Consider the following 25,801-nt stretch of genomic DNA (forward strand, 5'->3'; position numbering starts at 1 on the left):
GTTTATCCCTCCAATTCGAAACGGTAGTCTTCCACTACGGTGTTAGCCAGCAGCTTCTCGCACATTGCCGTCAAACGCGCTTCCGCTTCCGCGCGGTCGGATGTATTGAGGTTCAGCTCCAGATACTTGCCGATGCGGACTTTGCCGACTTCTTCGAAGCCCATCGTGTGCAGCGCGCCTTGAACGGCGCTGCCTTGCGGGTCTAGTACGTTTTGCTTGATGGTTACGTAAACTTTAGCCTTCATTGGTGGGGGTCGCCTCCTGCGAAATGGTTGTTTTTGTAGGGATGGGAGTGTTTCGCAAAACGCGGATGTGTCGGCCTTCGTCGCTGTTGAACTTCGGGAAACTTGAACGAATCTCCTGCGGAGGTTTCCCAAGTTCAAAGGCGAGCGCTTGCGCTCTACGGCTCGACAACCCGCTTATTTGCTTCACCCATCCTGGGTGAAAAGCAAAACATTAACTGCATGATGCTCTTGGGGAGCATCATGGGCTGCGCTTGCGGGGCGGGTTGCCATCGCTGCACGAGCCCGGTTTATGTGATGCGGACCATCTGTGCTTGGCCCGCGTGTTGTTTTTGGAGTGAGCGGTAACCGTTACCGCTCTTCCCGGCGTTTACGCCGGTTTTCCGCTCATGTGCGGTAACCGTTACCGCTCTTGCGCCGTTTCTGCCGGTTTTCCGCTCATGTGCGGTAACCGTTACCGCTCTTCGCGGCATTTCCGTCGGTTTTCCGCTCATGTGCGGTAACCGTTACCGCTCTTCCCGGCTTCTTGCCGCTAGGCGTGGGATTGCTTAAACCAAATCTTCGCCGGTCAGCGCTTTGTAGATCGCCAGGTAGCGATTGGTCGTTTCGTCTACGACGGATTGCGGCAGCGGAGCCGGTTTGCTTTCGCGGTCCCAGTCGGAGCCGAGCAGGTACGTGCGCACCGGTTCCTTGTCCATGCTGTCGATTTCGATGTCGAAGGCGTAGTTCTCTTTCGCCCAGAAACGCGAGGAATCCGGGGTGAAGATTTCGTCGATCAGAATGACTTTACCGTCGATCAGGCCGAATTCGAATTTGCAATCCGCTAGAATAATGCCGCGCTCTTCACAGAAGTTGCGGGCAAATTCGTAGAGCGCGATGCTCTTGTCCCGCAGCTCCTCGGCCAGCTCGGCGCCGACCATTTCCTGCATGCGCTCGAACGGGATGTCTTCGTCGTGGCCGACGTCGTTCTTCGCAGCCGGCGTGAACAGCGGCGCCGGGAAGCGCTCGTTCTTGCGCAGGCCTGCCGGCAGCTCGATGCCGTTAATTGCCGATGTTTTCACATATTGTCTCCAACCGCCGCCTGTGATATAGCCTCGGACGACGCACTCGATATCGATGCGCTCGGCTTTCTTGGAAACCATGATCCGGTTCTTCAACAGTTCCGGCTCGGTGACGAGATCCCCCAGCTTGTACACATCGGTGTGCACGATGTGGTTGGGCATCATGCCGGCCGTTTGCTCGAACCAGAACGCCGACAGGCGGTTCAATACATTGCCCTTCTCCGGCACCGCCGGGTCAAGCACGTAGTCAAACGCGCTGATCCGGTCCGTTACGACGATCAAATAATGCTCGCCCAGATCGTAAAGCTCGCGCACTTTTCCTTTATACAGCAGCGGGGCTTTGACATATTCCACAGCCGTGGACAACGCTTGCGTCATTGCTCTCTCTCCTTCTTTTCAAGGGATTGGGTTTGATCTTTACAAGTGGTGACGGAGCAGGAGAAAACAGTCTGAAGAAGCGGTAGCGTTCGCCTTTGTACCCGAGTTTCAACCTATTGTCGCTTATGGTTAAAAGAAACTCAGGGTACAACAGCGATCGGAAGACGTTTTCTCATGCGCAGTCATGCTTTTATATCAACTCAAGCCGCTTGAAAATCGTATCCACATGCTTGAGATGCCAAGCCGGGTTGAACGCATCCGCGATTTCTTCAGGCGACAGGTGCGCCGTGATTTCCGGCGTCGCTTCGATGATGTCGCGGAATTGGCGCTGCTCTTCCCACGCCTGCATCGCGCGAGGCTGTACCGTGTCGTATGCTTGCTCGCGGCTGAGGCCTTTATCGATCAGCTTCGTCATGACGCGGCCGGAGAACGGCACGCCGAACGTGCGCTGCATGTTGCGTTTCATATTTTCAGGGAATACCTGCAGGTTCTTGATGATGTTGCCCAGACGATTCAGCATGTAGTTCAGCAGCATCGTCGAGTCCGGAAGGATGACGCGCTCAGCCGACGAATGGCTGATATCGCGTTCATGCCACAGCGTAACGTTCTCGTACGCCGTCAGCATGTGGCCGCGGATCACGCGGGACAGGCCGGAAATGTTCTCGCAGCCGATCGGGTTGCGCTTGTGCGGCATTGCCGACGAGCCCTTTTGGCCTTTTGCGAACGGCTCTTCGACTTCGCGGAATTCGCTCTTCTGCAGAGCGCGGATTTCCGTAGCGAATTTATCGAGCGATGTTGCGATCAGCGCAAGCGTGCCTACATACTCGGCGTGACGGTCGCGCTGCAGTGTTTGGGTCGAGATCGGCGCAGGCGTGATGCCAAGCTTCTTGCAAGTGAATTCTTCTACGAACGGATCGATGTTGGCGTATGTGCCTACCGCACCGGAGATTTTGCCGAATTGGACGCCGTTCGCCGCGTGGCGGAAACGTTCCAGGTTACGCTTCATCTCTTCGTACCAGAGAGCCAGCTTCAGACCGAACGTCGTCGGCTCCGCATGAACGCCATGCGTACGGCCCATCATCGCCGTATCTTTATAAACAACCGCTTGACCGCGCAAAATATCAATGAAATTTACAATGTCCTTCTCGAGAATTTCATTCGCTTGACGAAGCAGATAACCCATCGCCGTGTCTACCACGTCGGTAGACGTCAGGCCGTAGTGCACCCATTTACGCTCTGGACCTACCGTTTCGGATACCGCGCGCGTGAACGCGATTACGTCATGGCGCGTTTCCAGCTCGATCTCGTTGATGCGGTCGATGCTGAAGGTCGCTTTCTCGCGCAGCGCCGCGACATCCTCCCGAGGGATAATGCCAAGCTCTACCCAAGCCTCGCATGCGCAAAGCTCAACCTCGAGCCAAGCCTTGAATTTATTCTCTTCCGTCCAAATCGCTCTCATTTCCGGTCTGCTGTAACGATCCAACATAATATTTAAACCCTCCAAATATTCGTTTCGGAAATCCACGCCAGCGCCTGCTCCACATCTGCTGCAAGCACGTTTACATGGCCCATCTTCCGTTTATGTTTGGCTTCATGTTTCCCATATAAATGAATTTTAGGCGCGACGCCCAAACGTTCTGCGTTTTCATCCTTGCGCTCCATCAGCCCCAGCAGCGGCTCGACATGCTCGCCAAGCACGTTCACCATGACAACCGGCGTCAGCAGTGCCGTGTCGCCAAGCGGCAAGCCGCATACGGCGCGCACATGCTGCTCGAACTGCGAGGTCCGGCATGCCTCCATCGTATAGTGGCCGCTGTTATGCGGACGCGGCGCAAGCTCGTTCACGAACAGCTCGCCGTCCTCCGTCAGGAACAACTCCACCGCGATCAGACCGACGACGCCAAGCCCCTCGGCAATCTTCGCTGCCAGCACCTCCGCTTCACGCTGCAGTTCTTCCTCCATGCGCGCTGGCACGATCGACAGATGCAAAATATTATCCACGTGGATGTTCTCCGCCGCCGGAAACGTCCGAATCTCGCCCTGCGGGCTTCTGGCCGCGATGACCGAAAGCTCCTTCCGGAAGCGGATGAATTGCTCCACGACCAGCTCCGTTCCGGCACGGCTCAGCGTCTCGAACGCTTCTCCGATCTCGGCCTCGCTGCGGATCACCCATTGGCCTTTGCCGTCATAGCCGCCCATGGCGGTCTTCAGCACGCAAGGCAGGCCGAAGCGGCTTACCGCTTCGCGAAGCTCATCCGCGCTGCGCACTTCCGCGTAAGGCGCAACCTTCACGCCTGCCGCTTCGATGGCACGCTTCTCGCGCAGCCGATGCTGCGTCGTATAGAGCAGCTCGCTGCCTTGCGGCACGTACGATTCCTCCATCAGCATCGCCGCAACGCCGGCGTCGACGTTCTCGAACTCGTACGTGATGACGTCGGCGCGCCGGGCTAGCTCGCGAGCCGCTTCGCGGTCGTCATAGGCGGCGACGATCTGGCTCGAGACCTGCCCGCACGGCGCATCCGGCGTCGGATCGAGCGCCACGAACCGGTAACCCATCGCGCTGCCGGCATTCGCCATCATCCGGCCTAACTGGCCGCCGCCCAAAATTCCGACCGTCGAACCCGGCAGAATGACCTTCGCTTCTTTAGCCGTTCCGCCGCTCATAGCGTCTCACTGCTTTCGAGCACTTCCCGCTCAATCCGTTCGCGGCGCGCCTGCACGCGCGCTTGCACGTCCGGATCGAATGCGCCAAGCATCTGCGCCGCAAGCAATCCCGCATTCGTGCCGCCCGCATTGCCGATCGCAACGGTTGCAACCGGAATGCCCCCAGGCATCTGCACGATCGAAAGCAGTGAATCAAGACCGTTCAAATTCGACGACTTCACAGGTACGCCAATAACCGGCAGGATCGTCTTCGCGGCGACCATGCCGGGCAGGTGAGCAGCTCCGCCCGCGCCCGCGATAATAACCTTCAAGCCGCGTTCCGCTGCCGTTTCCGCGTATTGGAACATGAGATCCGGCGTCCGATGCGCCGATACAACCTTCTTCTCGTACGGAATTTGCAACTCGTCCAGAACGTCGCAGGCAAGCTTCATTGTCTCCCAATCCGACTTGCTGCCCATGATGACGCCCACTTTTGCTGACATCTGCTGATTACCACCTTTGATCAAGGAATATAACTGCCATTGCCACAAAAAAAGTCCCTCAGCGCATGCTCCAATCAATCTGGATGGCTTCGGGACTTACAAGACCAGCAAGGAAGGTTGTCCATCCAGCCCGAATGACTGCCAAATTGAGGCAGGGGCGGCAAAAGACAACATCAGGCTGCCCCTTCAAGGGGCAACCTGGTTCTTCGACTGCATGGGCTCGTAGTCCGAAAATTAAGGTTCTCGGGTAGATACTCTCGGGCCTGATCCCCAAGGATATACGAGTCTTGCGCGGCAAGTATTTTGTCGTTAATAAGCTACCCCTAGTTTATCAATCCTGATATGGAATGTCAACGAAAAAACACGAACATTAAATTATAGTTAACGGTTATAGTTCGTGTTTTCGGCCACAATCGCAATTTTCGTCAAAATTTTTGTCTAATTTGTGATCATGTTGGTTGCTTGGCCCAGTCAAGCCAAAGGCTTCCGCCCGATGCACACCGCCGCAAATTTCGATTGACTAACGAGTCAACCAGGATTACAATCACATTGACTCATCGGTCAATCGAATTCATTAACCCTCTAAAGGAGGCCAAAAGAGTGAAACCCATCGTGGAATTAAAACAGCTGACGAAAACATACGGCAAAAGCCGCGGCATAACGGATATCTCCTTCTCCATCGAGGAAGGAGAGGTGTTCGGCTTTATCGGACCGAACGGCGCAGGCAAAAGCACCACCATCCGGACGCTGCTCAATTTTGTCTTTCCGACATCGGGCAGCGCCTCGATTCTCGGCTTGAACATTACGAAGGACGCCAAAGAAATCCGCAAGCATGTAGGGTATTTGCCGTCAGAGGTCTTTTACTATGACGACATGAAGGTCATCGATCTGTTGAATTACTCGGCAGCCTTCTATGGCGGAAAAAATACGGCCCGCATCGCCAAGCTCGCTGAACGGCTGGATCTGGATACCTCGCGCAAAATCGAGGATCTCTCCTTCGGCAACCGGAAGAAGGTCGGCATCGTACAGGCAATGCTTCATGAGCCGAAGCTGCTCATCCTGGACGAACCGACCGGCGGCCTCGATCCGCTTATGCAGCATACGTTCTTCGAGCTGCTGAAAGAAGAGCGCGAGAAAGGCACGACGATCTTTTTCTCCTCCCATATTCTTGGCGAGGTGCAGAAAATGTGCGACCGGGTCGCGATTATCAAGGACGGTTCGCTCATCAAAGTGGAATCCGTCGAACAGCTGCTCAAGAACAACCTGAAGAACATTACGTTAACGGTTATCCGCCCTGATGAGTTTAGGCTCCCACAATTAAGCGGCATTATTAAACAGGAAACGGCCGGATCGCATGTGAAGCTGCTTTATGGCGGCGATATGAAACAACTTGTGCAGGGATTGGCGGAATGCGCTTTTACCGATATTTTGATCGAGGAGCCGTCGCTCGAGGAAGTATTCATGCACTATTACGAGAAAAAATAAGGAGGCAGCGCCATGCTTCTCGGAAGAGAGTTTAGACGAAACCTGAAAGGCCTCGTCATTTGGAGTATTATAATGGCCGGCATCATTCTCATGTACTTAAGCATTTATCCGGAATTCGCCAAGTCGCAGCAAGGCATGGAAGAAATGATGAACACGCTGCCGGAAGGCATGAAGAAAGCGTTTGGAATGGACCGGCTGAGCATGGGCTCCTTGCTCGGATTTTACGGCATCGAGATTCACCTGATGACAACGCTGCTCGGCAGCATTTTCGCTTCGCTGCTAGCATCGAACATCGTAGCCAAGGAGCAGCATGAGAAAACGATCGAGTTTCTGCTCTCGAAGCCGATTACGCGTTCATCGATTATCACGCAGAAGCTGGCCGCCGTCGTCATTAACGTGCTGCTTTTCAATGTCGTCATCGTCGCGGCAAGCCTGCTCGGCTTTCAATTCTCGAAGGATAACGATGTCTCGCTGGAGACGTTCTTCCTGCTGGAGTCTGCCGTCCTGCTTATGCATCTGACGTTCGCTAGCGTCTCCTTCCTGTTCTCGGCGATGCTGAAACGCACGCGTTCCGTCGTATCCATGTCGCTTGGCCTCGTGTTCATTACGTATTTCTTCAGCATTATCTCGGGCGTATCCGATCACTTGACATGGCTTAAATATGTAAGCCCCTTTAAGTATGCCGAAGCGGCGGCGATCATATCCGACCGGTACTTCGATCCGCTGTACATCTCAATTATGGGTGCGGTTATCGTCTGTTGCGCATTGTTCGCTTATTGGTATTATAGTAAAAAAAACATCACCGTTTAGTTAAGCGGCGAACTGAGGTGCGAGCTGTGTATCCCGCTTTCGCGAAGCTGCCTGAAGAGAAGCAGGAGCTGATCATGAATATTTGCATCGAGGAGTTTGCCAAGAACGGCTATACCAACACCTCCACGGATACCATTACTGCCCGGGCAGGCATATCCAAAGGCATTCTGTTCCATTATTTCAAGAGCAAAAAAAATCTGTACCTCGCCGTCGTCCAGCACGCGATGGACATCCTGGTGGAGAAAACCTTCGCCGAGGTGGCTGCGATCGAAGCCGCCGATTTCTTTGAGCGCATCAAGGAAATGGTGCTTGCAAAGCAGCGGGTGACGCTGAAGTATTTTCACGAGACCTCGCTGGTTCAGCGCGTCATCAGCCATCCGCCGAAAGCCTTGGAGGCGGAGGTCGAGAAACTGATCGCCGATTATCAGAAGAAGTTTACGACGCCCGTCATGCTTAAATCCATCTATCGTGCCGAGCTGCTGGACGCCGCGCCGCTGCGCGAAGGGTTAAGTGTCGAGCAGGTATTCAACCACGTCGCTTTCGTCTTGAATGCCTTGTCGAACAAGTATTTGCAGCTGCACAAAGCACAAGCTCGTCCATCCGCGGCAATGGAGAAAGAACTGCTCCAAGAAATCGATTCGTTTATCGATATGCTCAAATACGGCGTATACCGGCAGTCTGAATAAGGGGATAAAAAAAGAGGACCGCGCTCCTGGCGCCGTCCTCTTTTCTATATTAACCCTGGCTGCCGATAAATGCGTAACGCGCGACAATGAGGATCGCGAGCACCCACATGAGCCAGTGCACTTTGTAGCTGCCTTTTTTGCCGGACAGGTTCGCTACCGTTGCAAGCACGACGTACGAAACGATACCGAACGAAATGCCGTTTGCAATGTTATACGTGAATGGCATCATCGCAACCGTCAAGAAGGACGGGACTGCGTACACCATGTCTTGGAAGTCGATTTCTTTGATCGATTGAACCATCAGTACGCCGACGACGATCAGAGCCGCTGCCGTTGCCGAGCCCGGGATAAGCGAGATCAGCGGCCACAGGAACAGCGCTGCCAGGAACGCCACGCCCGTTGTTACCGCGGTTAGACCCGTACGGCCGCCTTGCGCGATACCTGCGGAGCTTTCTACGTACGCGGTTACCGTACTTGTGCCGAGCATTGCGCCGCCGCTTACGCCGACCGCATCGACAAGCATCGCTTTGCCGACAAGCTTCTTGCCCTTCTCAGGGTCTTTCATATAGCCTGCGCGGTTCGCCGTGCCGACGAGCGTGCCGAATGTGTCGAACAATTCAACGAACGTGAACGTTGCGATCACGGAGATCAAGCCGGCGTCAATAACGCCTTTGAAGTCGAAGTCAAAGAAGTTGCCTTTGCTGAAATCCGGGCTCCACGTTTGACCTTCCAGCGCTGCTTTTACGTTAACGTCGCCGGTAAGGATCGCAATGATCGTGACGGCAAGAATGCCGAACAGGATGGCGCCAGGCACGCGAAGCACCATCAGAACCGCGATCAACAGTACGCCAAGCAGCGTCAGGTACACGCTTGAGTTTTCCAGGCTGCCCATGTGGAATACCGTTTCGAAGCCGAGAACGTCCGTAAATACGCCTTTCGGAATGTCCGTCACCGTATTTTCAACGCCGACCGTCATGATGCCGCTGTTTTTCAAGCCGATAATCGTGATGAACAACCCGATACCGACCGTGATTGCATGTTTCAAGCTGTCCGGAACCGCGGTAATAAGCAATTGACGAACTTGCGTAATCGTCAGGATGAAGAAGATAATACCGGAAATAAATACGGCCGTCAGCGCCATCGAAGGCGAAATCGGCGTGTCCGTCGCTTTGGACGCAAGCACCGTTGCCGCGAAGTACGCGTTAAGACCCATCCCTGGCGCAAGCGCAACCGGGAAGTTTGCGAACAAGCCCATCGCGATCGTGAAAATACCGCCGGCTAGAGCCGTTGCCAAAAATACCGAATACCCATCGAGTCCCGCTGTTCCGAGAATACCCGGATTGACGGCCAAAATGTAGGCCATCGTCATGAATGTTGTAAGGCCCGCCATGATTTCTGTCCTTACATTTGTTCCGTGTTCCTTCAACCGAAAGAAACGCTCCATTTTTTAAAATACCCTCCCAAAAAAATGTTTTCAGAACAAACTGAAGCCCAGAAAAAAATGCCGATCGACTGATCGATCGGCATTTGACTCTAGGCTCCACGCAAAACAGGACAAGTACGCGCAAATAGACAATACGCGCGATTGCAAGTCCTGCTTCTCGTAGACAGGTCATTACGGTGACCGGTAGAGACTCCCAAGCCGATTCTTGAGATTATACGAAAAGGTATGCAGTTATTGTTTGTGTGATTGATTACGTGAACAATAATAGCTAGGAAAACCTGACACTGTCAATGGGAAACCATTACATAAATGTTAAGCCACTCGTGTCGCAGCAGACCGTAAAGATACATATCATGTTTTTGCCGTCACGATCGATAAATTCCCGATATGCCCCTTCTTTCTGAAACCCAACCTTCTCATACAATGCAATGGCAGATGTATTATAACCAAATACGGTTAATTGAACACGGTGCAGGTTCAGTTCATGAAAGGCGAACCGCAGCACTAAGTTCAAGGCTTCGGCTCCGTATCCTTTTCGCCTGTTTTGGTTGTGCGCGATGGCAATGGACACGCCGCTTACCCGGTTGCTCCACATAATGCCGTCTAATTCGACATAGCCGACTAACTCGTTTGTTTCATTGGCTCGAATACCGAACGTATACGTCGTGTTAGAACGATTGCTTTGCTCCAGCCAGTCAGCGATCTGTCTCTCCGATCTCGGAAAAGCCGGGACGGCGTCCAAGGCTCTCAAGAAATCAACATCTTGATGCCATTTTGTCAGGACCGGCAGATCTTCATTGCCAAGAGGAACTAGCGCTACGTGCGTTCCCTTCAAAAAATCATTTGCCAGCATGATTTCCATCTCCCGTTTGTCAGTAAAAAGACTCCCTTCATTTGCTGCGCAACGCAGAAAAAGGGAGTCTTTTTGGCATGATTATCGTTTAAACTATTCCCACTCGATGGTTGCCGGTGGCTTGGACGTTACGTCGTAAACGATCCGGTTGACGTTCTCGACTTCGTTGACGATCCGCACCGAGATTTTTTCCAAAACGTCCCACGGAATACGCGCCCAGTCGGCGGTCATGCCGTCGATGGACGTTACCGCGCGGATGCCGACCGTGTACGAGTACGTACGCGCATCGCCCATGACGCCGACGCTCTTCATGTTCGGCAGCGCCGTGAAGTATTGCCAGATTTCGCGGTCGAGGCCGGCTTTCGCGATCTCATCGCGAAGAATCGCATCGGATTCGCGGACGATCTTCAGCTTCTCTTCCGTCACTTCGCCAAGCACGCGGATCGCAAGACCCGGACCCGGGAACGGCTGACGCCATACGATAGCCGCTGGCAAGCCGCACTCTTCGCCGACTTTGCGCACTTCGTCCTTGAACAGCGCTTTAAGCGGCTCGACAAGCTTGAATTTAATGTCTTCCGGCAAGCCGCCGACATTGTGATGCGACTTGATCGTCTGCGCCGTAGCGGTACCGCTCTCCACGATATCCGTATAAAGCGTGCCCTGCGCGAGGAATTCGAAATCGTCGAATTTCGCGGATTCCTCCTGGAACACGTAGATAAATTCGTTGCCGATGATTTTACGCTTCTGCTCCGGATCGTCGACGCCATTCAGCTTTCCGAGGAAGCGCTCGCTGGCATCGATTTTGACCACTTTCATATCGAACTTGCCGACGAACGTTTCCATGACGCTCTCCGCTTCGCCTTTGCGCAGCAGGCCGTGGTCGATGAACATGCAAGTCAGCTGGTCGCCGATTGCCTTGTGCAGCAGGATGGCCACAACGGAGGAATCGACGCCGCCGGACAAGGCGCAAAGCACTTTGCCGCTGCCGACTTGCTGGCGGATATCGCGGATCGTATCGTCGATGAACGTGCTCATGCTCCAATTGCCTTCGCAGCCGCAAACGTTGTACAGGAAGTTGCGGATCATTTCGTTGCCCTGCACGGAGTGGCGCACTTCCGGATGGAATTGCACCGCGTACAATTTGCGCTCCCCATGGCTCATCGCCGCAATCGGCGCATGCTCCGTGCTCGCATCGACGCGGAAGCCTTTCGGCAATTCCACGACGTGGTCGCCGTGGCTCATCCACACCGTTTGGTTGCTCGGCAAATCTTTCACGAGCTCGCTGCCCGCGATGAAGTCCACATCGGCTTTGCCGTATTCGCGCTTGCCCGCGCGCTCAACCTTGCCTTCGAGCTGGTGCGCGATCAGCTGCATGCCGTAGCAAATGCCGAAGATCGGCAAGCCGAGGTCATATATCGCAGGATCTACGTGCGGCGCCTTCTCCTCATACACGCTTGCCGGTCCTCCCGAGAACACGATGCCTTTCGGCTGTAGTTCGCGGATCCGTTCCACCGACGTATTGTATGGCAGCAATTCGCTGTATACGCCCAAATCCCGGATACGTCTTGCAATCAACTGGTTGTACTGACCGCCGAAATCGAGAACGACGATCATTTCATTTGGCTTGTTCACTTTTTGTCAAAGCCTCCCTCAAATCATTGTGTCAATTATATATAGGCGGTATGGGACAGTCAAGGCGCGAAGAGTACTGCTGAATGTGCCAATTGTGTGGCGGCGGCGCAGCCGTTTTATTGCTCGGGAAATTAGGCTTGAGAAGACAATTCAGTGAATAGGTTTTTATGTGATGAATGATTGGCACTTTTATTATTCCTTCCCTATTTACTTGGTTATTTACTTCTTGGAGCATAAAATGAGTACGGTTGGTCATTTTGAACCGATCAAATAGACCGTAGAAACCCCGCCAATTCCCAATTGGCGGGGTTTAGTTTAGTTTTCGCGCGACCGGAGGCCCGCGACGAGCGTCGTCATTTGCTGCAGCGACGGCCGATCTTGCCATTGCGCGCCATAGCGCGCCGCTTCATCCCAGCGCACAAACTCAGCGACTAGCTGCGCGGTTTCCGGCGGGAGGCCCGGCAGCGCCTCCGCCGCGAATTCGCGCGCGGTGCGGTGCAGCGGCTTCGCGCCGCAGCGGTTGTACAGCTCGCGCCAGCAGGCATCCGCGAGCTGGAGGAAGTGCCCGCGGGCCGCGGTATGCCGGCCCGCTTGAAGCGCGCTGCCGTAGTGTCGCAGCGCGCTTCCGAACGCGAAGCGTTCGCGCCTGCGCCGCGCCGCCGCCATGGCGAGCCCCGCGGCGGCTGTGGCGCCCGCGGCTAGCGAAGCCATGGCCCACGGCTCCGCGGCCATGGCTTCGCGCGCCGCTTGCGCGAGGGCGTGCGCTCCGCGCTGCGCGGCATCGGCGGCTTGCTGCGCCGCCGCCTGCAGCTTCGTTTCCAGGCGCCCCGCCAGCGCGCGGGCGCCGCCAGCCTCAGCGCCGGCTGCGCCATCAGCGTCCGCGGCCGCTGGCTTCGCGCCGTCGCCTGCCGAAGCAGGCGACGACGCATCGCCGGCGGCACCGCTGCCCGGTGCCGCAAACCCCGGCGTCGGCTCAAAGGCTACCCAGCCGACCCCCGGGAAAAACACCTCCACCCACGCGTGCGCATCGCTTGCGCGAACAGTGTACAGTCCCGCTCCGCCCGCCGTGCCTTCCGCGGGTTCGCCAGGCGCAAAACCTTTCACGTAGCGCGCGGGAATCCCTTGCGTCCGGAGCATCACCGCCATCGCCGAGGCGAAATGTACGCAGTAGCCCTGCCGTTGGCGGAACAGGAAGTCGTCGACGAAATCCTCCCCTCTCGCCGGGATCGATGACTGCAGGGTATATGCATAGTGACTGCGCAAATACGAAGCGATGGCCTGCACCTGATCATAGCGGTTCACGGGAGAACCCGCTTTCGCGATAATGTCCGCGGCCAGATCCCCGACCCGAGCCGGCAGCCCTGCCGGCAGCTGAGTGTAGGCATCAGCCAGCGCTACTGTTTCGACATACTTGCTGGAAACTGCCTTTTCCGCCGCATCCGTCCCCAACCGGCTCTCCGGCGATCTGTCCATTGCCGTACCGTCACCCTGTTCAACCACGCTCGACGGATCCGTCACAGAACGCGCAACACCCGTACTCTCTCCTGCCGAACCTTCGTCCTTCCCTTCACCGCTCGTCCCCATGGAGCTTATGCCCGAACCTGTCTCCGAACCCGCTCCTGCCGTTCTTCCGCTCTCCTCTTCGCTGCCCTCACCTGTACCGGTGTTCGTCTCCGAACCATCGGCGTCCGAACTCGTCCTTGTCGTTTCCTCTTCCCTATCTTCGCCGCCTGCAACCGGCTCCACCGCCGAAGACGCCTTGCGCAGCTCATCCAGCGCCAGCTCCGGTATCTCGGCCGCTACCGTGTAGCTCAGCACCCGGTCATTTTCGCCGGCGGGGAAAAGCGCTCCGGTCGCCGCATCCCGCCGATAGGCGGATTTCGTCTCTCCGCCGGCTCCGCTTAGCGTCCGGATCGCCGTAACCTTCGCTTCCGCGCCGCCCGACAACAGCGGCCATCCTGCTGCCGGATGAGCAGCCGTGATCGTCTGCACGAGCAAGCGCGCGTCCTCCTCAGCCTCGTATGCCGATACGTTCAACGTCAGCCAATCATGCGCTTCCTGCTCCCAGCCTGTGCCGGTATAAACCGATTTGCTTTCGCCGCGCAAATAGGTCGCCTCCTTCGAGGCAACCGTGAATAACACGGTGTGATCCTGCGAGAGAGACCCGCCAAGAACCCGATCATCCAGCCCATAGCCGGTGACCCCTGCATTGCCGAGCCCTTCCGCGGCCATCGCTTCCTCCGCTGCGGTCATTGTACCGCGAGGTCCCGCTCCACTCTGATGGTCCTTCAGCTTTTGCTGACCCCAATCGATCGCTTCCGCAGCCCAAGGCGCCGGTTCGGCCGGTGTCTGCTTGGCTAGCCCCCACACCGACCCGATGCCTGCCGCCATAATCACCACAGCCAGCCATGCCGCGCCATTCCACCAGTTGACGGACCAACCCGCCACATCGCTTTTGCGGTCAGCCGCCTGGAACAGTCCGTTCATCCCAAGCAGACGCTCCATGCGGGGCACCGTAACGAGCGCGCTCAGCAACAGTCCCTCCGCGCACGCGCGCAGCAGGTTCGGAAACACCTGCAGCCCTAGGAACCCGTACAGCAGCAGCAAATAAACCGCCGTCAGCGCGGTCAGCCCAAGCCCCCATTGCCGCAGCCAGACCAAGGACTGCACCGCCAGCGCCATCATGCCGAGACCGCAGACGAGCAGGAGCGTTCGCACCTCGCCTCCCAGCATCATTTTACCCTGCATGATTTGATCGAGATCATGCGCAAGCGAACCCAGCAGACCGGAAAACGCGCTCTGACCAGGCGGATACTGCGAACGGAACAATACAAGCACGGTCCCCACCGTGACGCATCCGTTCAGCAAGATCGAAACCCAAGTCGGGGGCACGAACAATCCGACCGCCAAGAATAACCCGACCGCCACAAGCAGCGGTTCCACATGATACAGCTCCGTATAGACTTGCAGCTGTTTGAGAGGAAGCAGCCACTCCGCGATCAGCCCGAACAACAGCAAGCTTGTGACCGTCCGCCGCGACAGGAGCTGAAAAAAAGACAACCCCGCCCGTTCCTGCTCCCGCTTCGAAAGCTGCCCGCTCCCTGTTCCTGCTCCCGCGCCTGGGCTAACTGCTTGCCGTGCTGACATGGATGACGCCCCTTTCCCCGTCTACGGTCATGTTCGAATCTGCTACTTCCGGGACTTGGTTCCGGTAAGCCTGCGGAACAGGCAGCGACTTGACGAGACAGCCCGTGCCTTGGAGCCGCTTGCTCCAGCCGGCATCTGACGGCTTGGCTTCAGTTGCTTTTTGAGAGAGCAGCAAAACTAACCTCACACCCCGCACGGCAGCGAGTTTAGCGCTGTAAACCACATAATCCGCAGCCGGTTCCGGCTCCGCAGACGCCGCCTTCCCAGCCTTCATTTCCGCCGCCAAACAAACGAGCGCCGCGCCGCGGGACATCCCCGCCACCACATCGGATACCAGCTGCGGGAGCGGCTCTCCGGTCAGACTCCACTGCAAGCGGGCCAGCTGTTCCTCCGCCGCAAGCAGGTCCGCCCTCTCACCGGCACGGACCTTTTGCTCCTTCCGCCCGTCTGCGCCGTTCGTCAGCAGCAGCACGTTTTTGCCTTCACGTACCGCCTGTCCGATTAGAAGCGCTGCTCGTCCCACATGGGCATCGAAAAGCCGTTCGTCGCCGCCGTAAGCGGATGCCGTCGTTTCCAGCAGCACGATGAGCTGACCGGCTTCCTCCGCATTGCTCACTCGCGTCTGCATGCCGAGCCCTCTGGCCATGGCCCGCCAATCAACCCGCCTCGGGGAATCGCCTGGCATGTACGTCCGCACGTCCGGACCCGCGCCGCTTCGGCTTGCCCGCGCGGCCGCCGTGATCATCTGCCCGCCGATTGCGGCGATCGGCTGCCGTTCGCTGCTGGTTGAACCGGGGCGAAAGCCCGGTAAATCCGAGAAGGACTCGCCGGCAGGAGCCTTCGCGTGTACGAGTGCTTTCCCCGCGCAGACGACCTCGAACGTACGGACCGTCAGCCCCAGCATATCGCCAACCGTAACCTGCACCGTTCCAAAATCCAGCTCGCCGCGCCTCAGTCCCTTCACCGTATACGTGAGCTGGAACGCACGCTTTAACCCGGGCAGAAAAGCATGCCGGGCCATGACCCTTTTCCCGTCGCGCGCCGCCGAAACCGGCACAACCTCATCGCTCACTCCTACCCACATGAAGGGTACCGGCCTGCTGAACCGAAGCTTCAGCTGTACCTCCATCTCGCCGCCGTCGAATAACCGCCCCGCTTCCTTGACGGACCGTTTAACGGACAACTTCCCGACCGCAAAGTACGGAAAAATCAAACAACCAATCGAAACCGCGGCCAATACCGTGGCGAGCAGCCACTCCACCGCCCCGCCCCGCGCATACAGCGCAGCTAAGCTGGCGCCCAGCAGCAAAATAACCATCGCCTTGGCGAAATAACGGCTGCGCAGCTTCGATCGCTCCGCCGCTCGCCGGCTAGGCGCCGCAAGACCTGCCTGTCCCGTTTGCATCGCTTCGGCTTTCCCTGCCTGCCCCGCCTGCTTTCTCTCATTCCGCTTCATCGCCGCCGCCCGCCGTCGCCTGACGGTACCGGAATCGGCTGCGACGACAATATGCCGCCAAGCACGGACGTGGCGGTTTTTCCGCGCACCAGCGCCTCGTCGCGCACAAGCAGCCGGTGCGCAAGTACCGGCTCGGCCGTCTGCTTCAGATCATCCGGCACGACAAAACGCCGTCCCCCGACATACGCAGTCGCCTGCGCTGCTCGCACCCAATCGAGTGTCGCGCGCGGACTGGCTCCGAGCAGCAGCTCTTGCGCGTTTCGGGTCGCGTCGGCAATATGAACCGCGTAGGCCATCAGGGCCGGATGGACATGCACGGACAGCGCGTCCCGCTGCATCCGCAGCCACTCCTCCGGAATGATGACCGGACGCAGCGACTCCGGCTGCAGCCGCTGTGCGGTTTTCCCCTCCAGCATGGCGATCTCGTCCTCCGGCGCAGGGTAGCCGATCGACAGCCGCATCATGAAGCGGTCAAGCTGCGCTTCCGGCAGCGGGTACGTACCGTCGTCGCGCAGCGGGTTTTGCGTCGCGAGCAGCATAAACGGCCTCGGCAGCGGCCTCGTTTCCCCGTCCGCAGACACGCTCCGCTCCTCCATCGCCTCGAGCAGCGCGGATTGCGTGCGGGGCGGCGTCCGGTTGATCTCGTCGGCGAGCACGACATTCGCCATCAAGGGGCCCTGCCGAAAAACAAGCTCGCCCCGCTTCCCGTCCCATACCATGCCGCCAACCACGTCGGCAGGCTGCATATCCGATGTAAATTGAATGCGGCGGAATTCGCCTCCCATCACCCGGGCGATCGCGCGCACGAGAAGCGTTTTGCCGACTCCGGGCACGTCCTCCAGCAGCACATGACCGCCTGCCAGCAGGGCGCTGAACACTTGCGACACCACCTCGCTCTTGCCAAGCAGCACGCTGTTCACCCTCGACATCATGAGCTGCAGCGATTGCTGCGCCGCCTCCGGCCACATATCCTGCTTATGCATATCCTCCATCTCGGCTAACCTGGGGCTGTACGTCTCCGCCATTTGCTTCGGTATCATTTGCGCTTCATCTCCTACTCTTTCAACCTATGAATTCCATAGTTGATAGTTTCGCCAGACAAAGCCATGTTTACACCTCCGCCGCGCAACATTCCCCGCAGCATTGCGGCATAATGTGCGGTACCTGTTACCTCTCTTCCCTGTCATTTTCGCTAAATGCGTACCATGTGCGGTACCTGTTACCTCTCTTCCTGTCATTTTCGCCAAATGCGCTCCATGTGCGGTACCTGTTACCTCTCTTCCTGTCATTTTCGCCAAATGCGCTCCATGTGCGGTACCTGTTACCTCTCTTCCTGTCATTTACGCTAAATGCGCTCCATGTGCGGTACCTGTTACCTCTCATTGCTCCTACCTTTGAAGCTACTCATAGACGAAAAGCCTCCGTTTCCGCCGAAACAGTAGTTCGCAAGGCTAAATTTACGCGGGTAGGCGACGGAAAGCGCGAAAGAGGTGCTCTACAAGCTCCTCTTGACCTCAATACCGCCGGAAGTCGCCAATTTGGTGCTCCACAAGCTCCTCTTGACCGCAGAACCGTCGGATGTTGCCAATGTGGTGCTCTACAAGCACCTCTCAGCTGCAAAACCGACGGAAGTCGCCAATGTGGTGCTCCACAAGCTCCTCTTGACCTCAAAACCGCCAGAGGTTTCCAATGTAGTGCTCCACAAGCACCTCATTGACCTCAAATCCGACGGAAGTCGCCAATGTGGTGCTCCACAAGCTCCTCTTGACCTCAAATCCGACGGAAGTCATCCAATGTGGTGCTCCACAAGCTCCTCTTTACCGCAAAACCGCCGGATGTCATCCAATGTGGTGCTCCACAAGCACCTCTTGACCTCAAAACCGACGGATGTTATCCAATGTGGTACTTCACAAGCACCTCTTGACCTCAAATCCGACGGAAAACCGCCGTTGCCGCCGAAAGAGGTGCTTCCAGCACCGCTTTCAGGCAACAAAAAAGGACCCCTTGATAACCAAGGAGTCCTCACTTCTCCAATTCCAGCTACAGCGCCTGCACCGCAGCCAGCACCTCGCTTACATGCCCCTTCACGCGCAAATTGCGCCATTCCCGCACAAGCTTGCCTTTCTCGTCGATGAGAAAGGTCGAGCGGACAAGTCCCATATACTCGCGGCCGTAGAGCTTCTTCATCTGCCACACGCCGTAAAGCTCGCACACACGGTGCTCCGGGTCGGCTAGCAGCTCATAGGGCAGCTCGTATTTCTCCGCGAAGCGCTCATGCGTCTTGACATCGTCGATGCTGATTCCGAGCACGACCGTATTATAGGCGCCGAAGGCCGCATACGAATCGCGAAAATCGCACGACTCCTGCGTGCATGCCGGCGTCAAATCCTTCGGATAGAAGAAGATGACGACCTTCTTGCCCGCAAATTGACTTAGGCTGACTTCCCGGCCGCCTAAGGACGGCAGGGTAAAGTCGGGCGCTTTTTTGCCTACGATTGCTTTTGCTTTAATCGCTCTTGCCATGTTCGACTTCCTCCTCGATTAAGATCCGGCGCCCCGGTACCGCTTCACGCCATGATTCCAGATCGTAAGGCCGATCGCGAGCACGACGGCACCGACCACCGGCGTCAGCAGCGCAAGCGACGACAAGCCCTCATGATCCTTATCCAGGAAATAGGAAGCCGGAATCACGCCCACGAACGCGAAAGGAAGCAGCCACGTCAGCAGGAAACGGATGATTTTATTATAGATGTTGACCGGGTAACGCCCATAGTTCGAAATATTGTACATCAGCGGCAAAATGCCCGTTGGCGCATCCGAGTAGAACGAGATTGCCGTCAGCGAAGTAAACAATCCCGCATAGATCAGCACCGAGCCGACCGTGAACACAGCCATCATCAAGACATCCATCAGATTGAACGCGAGCCCGAGGTCCCCCCAGCTAATCACCATGATGATGAGTCCGACAAGCGAGCCGAACAGGGACGGCGGGTCGAGATTTTCGAGCAGCACCTGGTACAGGTTGTAGGCCGGCCGCGTCAGCACGCGATCCATTTCGCCTTTCACGATATAGCGCTCGCTAAAATTCCAAATATTGAAGAACGCCCCGAAAAGCCCGGCCGGGACCATGAAATAACCATAGACGAAGATAACCTCCGCCTCCGACCAGCCGCCGAGCGAAGGCGTATGCTGGAACACGATCAGAATGAAGATGAGATTGATCCCTTGAAACAGAAGATCGGATAAGAGCTCCACCCAGAAATCCGCCCGGTAGGTCAGCTTTGTTTTCGCATAGTTCTTGATATATTCCATTGCAAGCGACCAGTAAAACACCGCCATCACCCTCCTTGCACGAACAGCCTGGTCCTTGCCTGACGCCATACCCATGCGATCGGGATGATCAAGACGAAGAACCAGATCAGTTGAATGCCGAATACTTGCCACACCTCATCGCCGGACGTACGGCCCGTGAACACGGAGCTTGGCAGATACGTAATCGCCTGAAAAGGCAGCCATTTCATCGTCACGGCAAGCCAGCCCGGGAAGAACGAAATCGGCACGATAACGCCGGAGAACAGGTCGACGACGACGCGCTTCATGCGCAGCATACCTTCGTTGTTTTCCACGAAGAAGGCGAACAAGCCGACGAGCATGTTGATCTGGGTGTTGATCAAGAAGCTGAACAGCAGCATGACGACATAGATGCCCCACACGCCCGGATCGGTCGGCAGCTTCACCGGGAAGATCAGACAGACGATAGCGAGGCCCGGCCCCATGAACAGCAGCAGGCGGAACAGCCCTTCGCCGAACCCCTGCATCAACTTCACGAACAAATAATTATAGGGCCGTATGAATTGAATGGCGACGCTGCCGTCCCGGATTTCGTTTGCGATTTCGCGATCCAGGTTATTGAAGTAAAAGGCCCTCGCCATCCAGGAGACCGCCACATAGGTCGTCATTTGGGCCAGCGTGAATCCGGCCAACAGCTTCTGCTCGCCGTAAATCGCTTCCCACAGAAAATAATAAGCTCCGATATTGATCGTATATATAACAATGCCGCTGTAATAGTTCACGCGGTAAGCGAGCATCATGAGAAACCGGATACGGATAAGATCGAGATAAGCGCTTGTCATTACGGCTTCTTCACCTCTTCGGAGGCTGCGGCTACCGGCACTTCGCTGGCGGCGTCGACGGACTCTGCCGACTGCGCGCTCAGCTTCTCGGCCGCTTCGCTCGAAGCCGAGCCGGACTGGTAAATTTCACGGACGATATCATCGGTGTTCGTCTCCATGATCTTGATATCGCGGATGTCCGCTCTGCTGCCAACGACGCGGGCAAGCGCATCCGATACGTTCACCTCGTTCGGCAGCCACATCGTAGCGGTCAGCTCGTTATCGATGGTCCAGTTCACGCCGTGAAGGCCCTCGGTCAACTGTATCAGCACATTCAGCGGCGGCAGCTCGCCGAATTGGAACTGCAGCTCGCGGCCCTTGCTCCATCTGGACTTCAGCTCATCCAAGCCGCCGTCATAAATAATCCGCCCGTCATCCAGCATGATCACGCGGGAGCATAGCGCTTCGATGTCTTGCAGGTCATGCGTTGTGAGCAGGATGGTCGTCCCATGCTCGCGGTTGATCTTTTTCAAAAACTCCCGGATTTCCGTCTTCACGACGATATCCAGACCGATGGTCGGCTCATCGAGGAACAAAATCGACGGATTGTGCAGCAGTGACGCAACAAGCTCGCAGCGCATCCGCTGTCCGAGACTTAGCTTTCTTACGGGACGGTTAAGCAAGTCACCGAGATGCAGGCGTTCCACCAATTCATCAAGCCGGGCACGAAACTCCGCTTCCGGTACCCGGTACACTTTGCGAAGCAGCTGAAACGACTCAATGACGCCGATGTCCCACCACAGCTGACTGCGCTGGCCGAATACGACGCCGATTCCGCGCACGAACTTTTCCCGCTCTTTGTAAGGAACGAAGCCGTTTACTTTGATCTGACCTGAAGTCGGCACCAGAATGCCCGTCAGCATTTTGATCGTCGTCGATTTTCCCGCGCCGTTCTCGCCTATATAGCCGCAAATTTCGCCCTTCGGGATTTGAAAGGTGATATCTTTCACGGCCGTAATTTGGTTGTATTCCCGTTTGAACAGATCCTTGATCGCGCCGCCTAGTCCTTCTCGGTTTTTCTGCACCTGAAACTGTTTCCGCAAATCTCTTACATCTATCGCCAACATGGAATGTGCCAAGCTCCTCTCCTCGTGCTTTCATTCGACATTTCCTGGGGAATAACTTCCTTATTCGTTTCTATCAGATAAAACTTGCTTCTCTACGACAAACCATTTTATAATTTTATGATATGTAATGCTATAGTGAATTTATCATCCATGGTCACTCATCCCTACTCGATCGTAAGCTTAGTAGGCCTCATACCCTTATTTCCGAGCCGGATTGAGTTTCCTCATCCGCAGCCGGACCTATTACAAGGAGGAACAGAACGCAATGGCACGTTCACAACAACATAATAAAAAGAAAAAGCCGTGGAAATGGGCACTCTTAGGTGTAGCCGTCGCGGCAGCCGCAGTGATCGGATTTTTCGTTTACCAAGGCGTCGGCGTCTATAATGGTCTTGAAGACTTCAGCAAACCGCAGGAAGAATCCCGTTTCGGACAATTCGAACAGGTCGAAGCCGAGAAGCCGCCGGAGTGGGAAGGCACCGAACGCGTCAACATCCTCGTCATGGGCGGCGACAACCGCGGCCTCAAGAAGAGCGAAACCGCACGTTCCGACTCCATGATGGTACTGTCGGTCGATCCGTTGACGAAGAAGGCGCACGTGTTCTCCGTGCTGCGAGATACGTACGTGGAGATTGAAGGGCACGGCGAAGGCCGAATCAATACGGCTTTGGCGCTCGGCGGCCCGAACTTGGCGATGAAGACGATCGGCGGCCTGCTTGGCCTCGATATCCAGTATTATGTGTATACGGACTTTGAAGGATTCAAATCGCTTATCGACGCGATCGGCGGCATCCAGAATTTCGAAGTCGAGAAAAACATGAACTATGTCGATAATGCTGACGGCAACCGCTATGACATTCACTTGAAGAAGGGCATTCAAGATTTGGACGGAACTAAGGCGCTGCAATACGTCCGCTTCCGCCACGATGCGATGAGCGACTTCACCCGCACCGAACGCCAGCGCAAGCTGCTGGACGCCGTAGCGGAGAAGATGAAGAGCGGATGGAACCTTCTGAAAATGAAAAAAATCGTGGACAGCATCCAGCCTTATGTAGAATCCAACATTGAAGTTTCCGATATGCTCAAGCTCGCGCAGCTTGGCGTTCAGACTCACATTGCCGGCCAAGCTCAAGTGCCTCCTATGGAACTGATCGGCGATAAGAAAGAGGGCGGCGCGTCCGTACTGGCGGTAAGCGACGAATCCGATCTTCTGCAATTTATTCAGGATGAGCTTTTGAAGGACACGACCGTCCCTGCAGTCGCGGGCGGCACCGATTCGACCGGCGGCACCGGCACGAATTCGAATACTGCAGGTACTGGCGATAACAACAACTCCGGTACGAATGCGAGCGGGAATACCGCTAACGGCAGCAAATAAAGACTGGCAAGAGGGTGGATGAACCAAACCGGTTCGTTCACCCTCTCTTTGTTGTGCTGGCATCGGATTCGGGGGTACAATAAGGTATTCGTGTTTAAGCATCGCCTAATTTTGAGGAGGTTCCACCATGTCCATTCAACGTCCGCGCTCGGAGCAGCTGTATGCCGAAGCGCTTGAACATATCGTCGGCGGCGTCAACAGCCCTTCCCGTTCGTTTAAAGCGGTTGGCGGCGGGGCGCCGGTCTTTATGAAACGCGCGCAAGGCGCGCATTTCTGGGATGTCGACGACCATCGCTACATCGATTATTTATGCGCCTACGGCCCGATCATTACGGGTCACGCGCATCCGCATATTACGGAAGCGATCACCTGCGCCGCCGCAAACGGCACGCTGTACGGCACGCCGACGGAGTTTGAGATTCTGCTGGCCCGCATGTTGAAGGAAGCGATCCCGTCCATGGACAAGGTCCGGTTCGTCAACTCCGGCACCGAAGCCGTCATGACGACGATCCGCGTTGCCCGCGCCTATACGAAACGCAGCAAAATCATCAAATTCGCCGGCTGCTACCACGGCCATTCCGATTTGGTGCTCGTTGCGGCCGGCTCCGGCCCTTCCACGCTCGGCATTCCCGACAGCGCCGGCGTGCCGGGCAGCATCGCCAGCGAAGTCATAACCGTCCCGTTCAATGACCTGGACGGCTTGCGGGTAGCGCTCGAAACCTTCGGGAACGACGTTGCCGCTGTCATGGTCGAACCGATCGTCGGCAATTTCGGCATGGTGATGCCGAAGCCGGGCTTCCTGGAAGGGCTGTGCAAGATGGCCCGCGAAGCCGGGGCTCTCGTCATTTACGATGAAGTCATCAGCGCCTTCCGCTTCCATTACGGCAGCGCGCAAACCTACAGCGCCTTCTCGGATCATGCCGCGATCGAGCCGGATCTGACGGCGCTCGGCAAAATCATCGGCGGCGGTCTGCCGATCGGCGCTTACGGCGGACGCAAGCAGGTAATGGACCAGGTAGCGCCGCTCGGTCCTGCTTATCAGGCCGGCACGATGGCAGGCAACCCGGCGTCCATCTCGGCAGGCATCGCCTGCCTGGAGGTGCTCCGTGAGCCGGGCGTTTACGAGCGCATGGATGCGCAGGCCGCAAGGCTGGCAGACGCGCTGCAAGCGTCGGCGGACAAGAACGGCATTCCGCTGACCATCAACCGGATCCGCGGCTCCTTCTCCGCCCATTTCTGCGATCATCCCGTCACGAATTACGACGAAGCGCAGGATACGGACGGTGAGCGGTTCGGCCAATTTTTCCGCCTCATGCTGGATCAAGGCATCTGCCTTGCGCCGTCCAAGTACGAAGCGTGGTTCCTGACCACCGCGCATACCGATGAAGACATTGACGCTACGATAGCTGCGGCCGAGAACGCTTTTGCCGCTATGGTGCGGTGAGAATGAATAGCTTAGGAAACATCCGCTGCACGGGCTGATCACGGTTCCGGTCGCTGTTGTACTCAGATTTCCGTGAATTTCAACCTAGAGGGTGAAATCTGAGTACAAAGGATGAATGATTTGCGCGGCTAGCGCCATGCAAATCATTCATCCGAGGCAATCGACCACTAACGTTTCTCCACCATGATCGCCCGCTCCGCTCCTGTTCCACGCTATTTTTTATTTAAACAAAAAAGGCAGAGCCGGATGCCCATCATCCGGCTCTTCTTCGATTTCCCATACATTATCTACTATGTCATGACAGCAACCACAACTACGATAATCACCGGAATGGCGATCAACGCCGCAAACGCCAGCCAGCCTGCCGGCCTGCCAAAATTAATCGTCCACCCGATGCCATACTTCTTCGGCACAAATACCGCCGGGTCTTGCGGGTTATAGTAGATGCCGCCGGCTAGCCAGCGTCCTTCGCCGTTGTCCCCCTCTTGCGAAAGGCCGAGGCGCTTCACAATCAGAACCAGTGCCGCGGTCGCCGCAATGATGAAGATGAACAGCGTTATCGTTACCGCCATAATCAGCTCCCGCGGCCAGCCATACAGCGTCGTTGCTTGTACCATGCTGAAATAGACGATCAGAGCAAGAGACAGTCCATAGAGAAAGACGCTGTTTACATAGCGGAAATAGCGGAACTGCCGCTTTTTCTCGTCCGTCATCTCCGCTCCCGCGCCTTGCTCGGCCTGTTTTACGACGAAGCTCGCCCCCATGAGCACCGCCAGCAGAAACAGCTGAATGAGGTTGAACAGAAACACCGTTCCCCAGCTCTTCTCCGCATAGCGGTCGGGGCGAAAAGCAATATCGTAATGCACGGCAAGCTCCGCCGGTATTCGCTCCCACATTAGCGAAGCGGCAATCGACGACACCGCTATGAGCGCAGCCTGAAGGATATACCAGCGGGCCGAAATCGATTCTTTCTGCCTTGCCATCGTCATTCCAGCGAATCTCCCATCCTCGTTAAATCGCTCCGGTAAATGCTGATGCACGCTTTGCTGAATTCCGCTTCCGACATCCCTCTCGCTCTTCCCTCGACCGCCAGTATGCGCAGCTGCTTCGTTAGCCGGTCCAAATACCCTTCCGTCACGCGCGGCATCTCGCTTGGCGCCGGTACGAGCACGCCTAGCCTGCCGTCATAGCGCTCCTGCAAAAAACCTTCATCCATTAGCATATTGTAAGCTTTATGAACAATCGTCGATTTGACGCGCAAAGCGGAAGCCAGCTTTTTTGCCGAAGGCAGCGTCTTGCCCGGCTTCAGCGAGCCAGAAGCGACGCCCGCTATGATCTGGTGCGCAATCTGTTCGTGTAGCGGTATATCTCCGTATACATCCAGCTCTATAAACATGCTG

General features: G+C 56.4%; 23 protein-coding genes and 2 riboswitches. Of the genes, 5 read left to right on the top strand and 18 right to left on the bottom strand.

Annotated elements, in window-relative coordinates; translation table 11 throughout:
- Positions 1-2 precede the first annotated feature (2 nt).
- From purS to purE, 6 genes are all read right to left on the bottom strand, one after another.
- Positions 3-245, bottom strand: a complete 243-nt coding sequence (gene purS, locus DL346_RS20245) for a phosphoribosylformylglycinamidine synthase subunit PurS (protein ID WP_112884200.1) — start codon at positions 243-245, stop codon at positions 3-5.
- Positions 246-532: 287 nt separating this feature from the next.
- Positions 533-736, bottom strand: a complete 204-nt coding sequence (locus tag DL346_RS20250; RefSeq protein ID WP_112884201.1) for a hypothetical protein — start codon at positions 734-736, stop codon at positions 533-535.
- Positions 737-790: 54 nt separating this feature from the next.
- Entirely contained in the window at positions 791-1,681 is an 891-nt protein-coding gene (locus DL346_RS20255) for a phosphoribosylaminoimidazolesuccinocarboxamide synthase (RefSeq protein WP_112884202.1), read from the bottom strand.
- 190 nt (positions 1,682-1,871) lie between these two features.
- Positions 1,872-3,167 (bottom strand): adenylosuccinate lyase, encoded by a 1,296-nt coding sequence (purB, locus tag DL346_RS20260; protein WP_112884203.1) that lies wholly within the window; start codon positions 3,165-3,167, stop codon positions 1,872-1,874.
- A gap of 5 nt (positions 3,168-3,172) precedes the next feature.
- Positions 3,173-4,345 (bottom strand): 5-(carboxyamino)imidazole ribonucleotide synthase, encoded by a 1,173-nt coding sequence (gene purK / locus DL346_RS20265; protein WP_112884204.1) that lies wholly within the window; start codon positions 4,343-4,345, stop codon positions 3,173-3,175.
- On the bottom strand, positions 4,342-4,827 hold the full coding sequence (gene purE / locus DL346_RS20270) for a 5-(carboxyamino)imidazole ribonucleotide mutase (protein ID WP_112884205.1): 486 nt from the start codon (positions 4,825-4,827) through the stop codon (positions 4,342-4,344). The genes purK and purE overlap by 4 nt, the downstream gene beginning before the upstream one ends.
- Before the next feature lie 203 nt (positions 4,828-5,030).
- Positions 5,031-5,131: riboswitch (purine riboswitch) on the bottom strand.
- Positions 5,132-5,427: 296 nt separating this feature from the next.
- On the opposite strand from purE, the gene DL346_RS20275 reads away from it, so the two are divergent.
- The 3 genes from DL346_RS20275 to DL346_RS20285 are packed head-to-tail and all read left to right on the top strand — an operon-like array spanning position 5,428 to position 7,808.
- Positions 5,428-6,312 (top strand): ABC transporter ATP-binding protein, encoded by an 885-nt coding sequence (locus DL346_RS20275; protein ID WP_112884206.1) that lies wholly within the window; start codon positions 5,428-5,430, stop codon positions 6,310-6,312.
- A gap of 12 nt (positions 6,313-6,324) precedes the next feature.
- Positions 6,325-7,122 carry an ABC transporter permease subunit gene (locus DL346_RS20280; RefSeq protein ID WP_112884207.1) on the top strand — a complete coding sequence of 266 codons (798 nt, stop codon included), beginning with the start codon at positions 6,325-6,327 and terminating at the stop codon, positions 7,120-7,122.
- A gap of 17 nt (positions 7,123-7,139) precedes the next feature.
- A complete protein-coding gene (locus tag DL346_RS20285; protein WP_133257545.1) occupies positions 7,140-7,808 on the top strand; it encodes a TetR/AcrR family transcriptional regulator in 669 nt (222 codons plus the stop codon).
- A 49-nt stretch (positions 7,809-7,857) separates the two neighbouring features.
- Here DL346_RS20285 and DL346_RS20290 read toward each other — a convergent pair whose 3' ends face one another.
- From DL346_RS20290 to DL346_RS20335, 10 genes are all read right to left on the bottom strand, one after another.
- Positions 7,858-9,252, bottom strand: a complete 1,395-nt coding sequence (locus DL346_RS20290) for an NCS2 family permease (RefSeq protein ID WP_112884209.1) — start codon at positions 9,250-9,252, stop codon at positions 7,858-7,860.
- Between the two features lie 140 nt (positions 9,253-9,392).
- Positions 9,393-9,491: riboswitch (purine riboswitch) on the bottom strand.
- 62 nt (positions 9,492-9,553) lie between these two features.
- Positions 9,554-10,105 (bottom strand): GNAT family N-acetyltransferase, encoded by a 552-nt coding sequence (locus tag DL346_RS20295; protein WP_240633327.1) that lies wholly within the window; start codon positions 10,103-10,105, stop codon positions 9,554-9,556.
- Between the two features lie 93 nt (positions 10,106-10,198).
- Positions 10,199-11,737, bottom strand: coding sequence for a glutamine-hydrolyzing GMP synthase (guaA, locus tag DL346_RS20300; RefSeq protein WP_112884210.1), 1,539 nt, complete (start codon positions 11,735-11,737; stop codon positions 10,199-10,201).
- A gap of 315 nt (positions 11,738-12,052) precedes the next feature.
- Positions 12,053-14,884, bottom strand: coding sequence for a transglutaminase-like domain-containing protein (locus DL346_RS20305; RefSeq protein ID WP_240633328.1), 2,832 nt, complete (start codon positions 14,882-14,884; stop codon positions 12,053-12,055).
- On the bottom strand, positions 14,862-16,340 hold the full coding sequence (locus tag DL346_RS20310) for a DUF58 domain-containing protein (protein ID WP_112884211.1): 1,479 nt from the start codon (positions 16,338-16,340) through the stop codon (positions 14,862-14,864). The genes DL346_RS20305 and DL346_RS20310 overlap by 23 nt, the downstream gene beginning before the upstream one ends.
- On the bottom strand, positions 16,337-17,380 hold the full coding sequence (locus tag DL346_RS20315; RefSeq protein ID WP_338066319.1) for an AAA family ATPase: 1,044 nt from the start codon (positions 17,378-17,380) through the stop codon (positions 16,337-16,339). The genes DL346_RS20310 and DL346_RS20315 overlap by 4 nt, the downstream gene beginning before the upstream one ends.
- Before the next feature lie 1,000 nt (positions 17,381-18,380).
- The gene (gene bcp, locus DL346_RS20320; RefSeq protein WP_112884212.1) at positions 18,381-18,863 is read right to left on the bottom strand and encodes a thioredoxin-dependent thiol peroxidase; all 483 of its coding nucleotides are present in this window, start codon (positions 18,861-18,863) and stop codon (positions 18,381-18,383) included.
- An 18-nt stretch (positions 18,864-18,881) separates the two neighbouring features.
- Positions 18,882-19,673 carry an ABC transporter permease gene (locus DL346_RS20325; RefSeq protein ID WP_112884640.1) on the bottom strand — a complete coding sequence of 264 codons (792 nt, stop codon included), beginning with the start codon at positions 19,671-19,673 and terminating at the stop codon, positions 18,882-18,884.
- Positions 19,674-19,678: 5 nt separating this feature from the next.
- On the bottom strand, positions 19,679-20,473 hold the full coding sequence (locus tag DL346_RS20330; RefSeq protein WP_112884213.1) for an ABC transporter permease: 795 nt from the start codon (positions 20,471-20,473) through the stop codon (positions 19,679-19,681).
- Positions 20,473-21,579: an ABC transporter ATP-binding protein gene (locus tag DL346_RS20335; protein WP_112884214.1), complete on the bottom strand. Its 1,107-nt coding sequence runs from the start codon at positions 21,577-21,579 to the stop codon at positions 20,473-20,475. The genes DL346_RS20330 and DL346_RS20335 overlap by 1 nt, the downstream gene beginning before the upstream one ends.
- A 265-nt stretch (positions 21,580-21,844) precedes the next feature.
- On the opposite strand from DL346_RS20335, the gene DL346_RS20340 reads away from it, so the two are divergent.
- Both DL346_RS20340 and DL346_RS20345 read left to right on the top strand, forming a co-directional pair.
- Positions 21,845-22,957: an LCP family protein gene (locus DL346_RS20340; RefSeq protein ID WP_112884215.1), complete on the top strand. Its 1,113-nt coding sequence runs from the start codon at positions 21,845-21,847 to the stop codon at positions 22,955-22,957.
- A gap of 127 nt (positions 22,958-23,084) precedes the next feature.
- Positions 23,085-24,401: a glutamate-1-semialdehyde 2,1-aminomutase gene (locus tag DL346_RS20345; protein ID WP_112884216.1), complete on the top strand. Its 1,317-nt coding sequence runs from the start codon at positions 23,085-23,087 to the stop codon at positions 24,399-24,401.
- A 290-nt stretch (positions 24,402-24,691) separates the two neighbouring features.
- Here DL346_RS20345 and DL346_RS20350 read toward each other — a convergent pair whose 3' ends face one another.
- Positions 24,692-25,390, bottom strand: coding sequence for a DUF5808 domain-containing protein (locus DL346_RS20350; protein ID WP_112884217.1), 699 nt, complete (start codon positions 25,388-25,390; stop codon positions 24,692-24,694).
- Positions 25,387-25,797, bottom strand: a complete 411-nt coding sequence (locus DL346_RS20355) for a GntR family transcriptional regulator (RefSeq protein ID WP_165822596.1) — start codon at positions 25,795-25,797, stop codon at positions 25,387-25,389. The genes DL346_RS20350 and DL346_RS20355 overlap by 4 nt, the downstream gene beginning before the upstream one ends.
- Positions 25,798-25,801: the final 4 nt, after the last annotated feature.

This window comes from Paenibacillus montanisoli, from assembly GCF_003268025.1.
GTDB lineage: Bacteria > Bacillota > Bacilli > Paenibacillales > Paenibacillaceae > Paenibacillus_Z > Paenibacillus_Z montanisoli.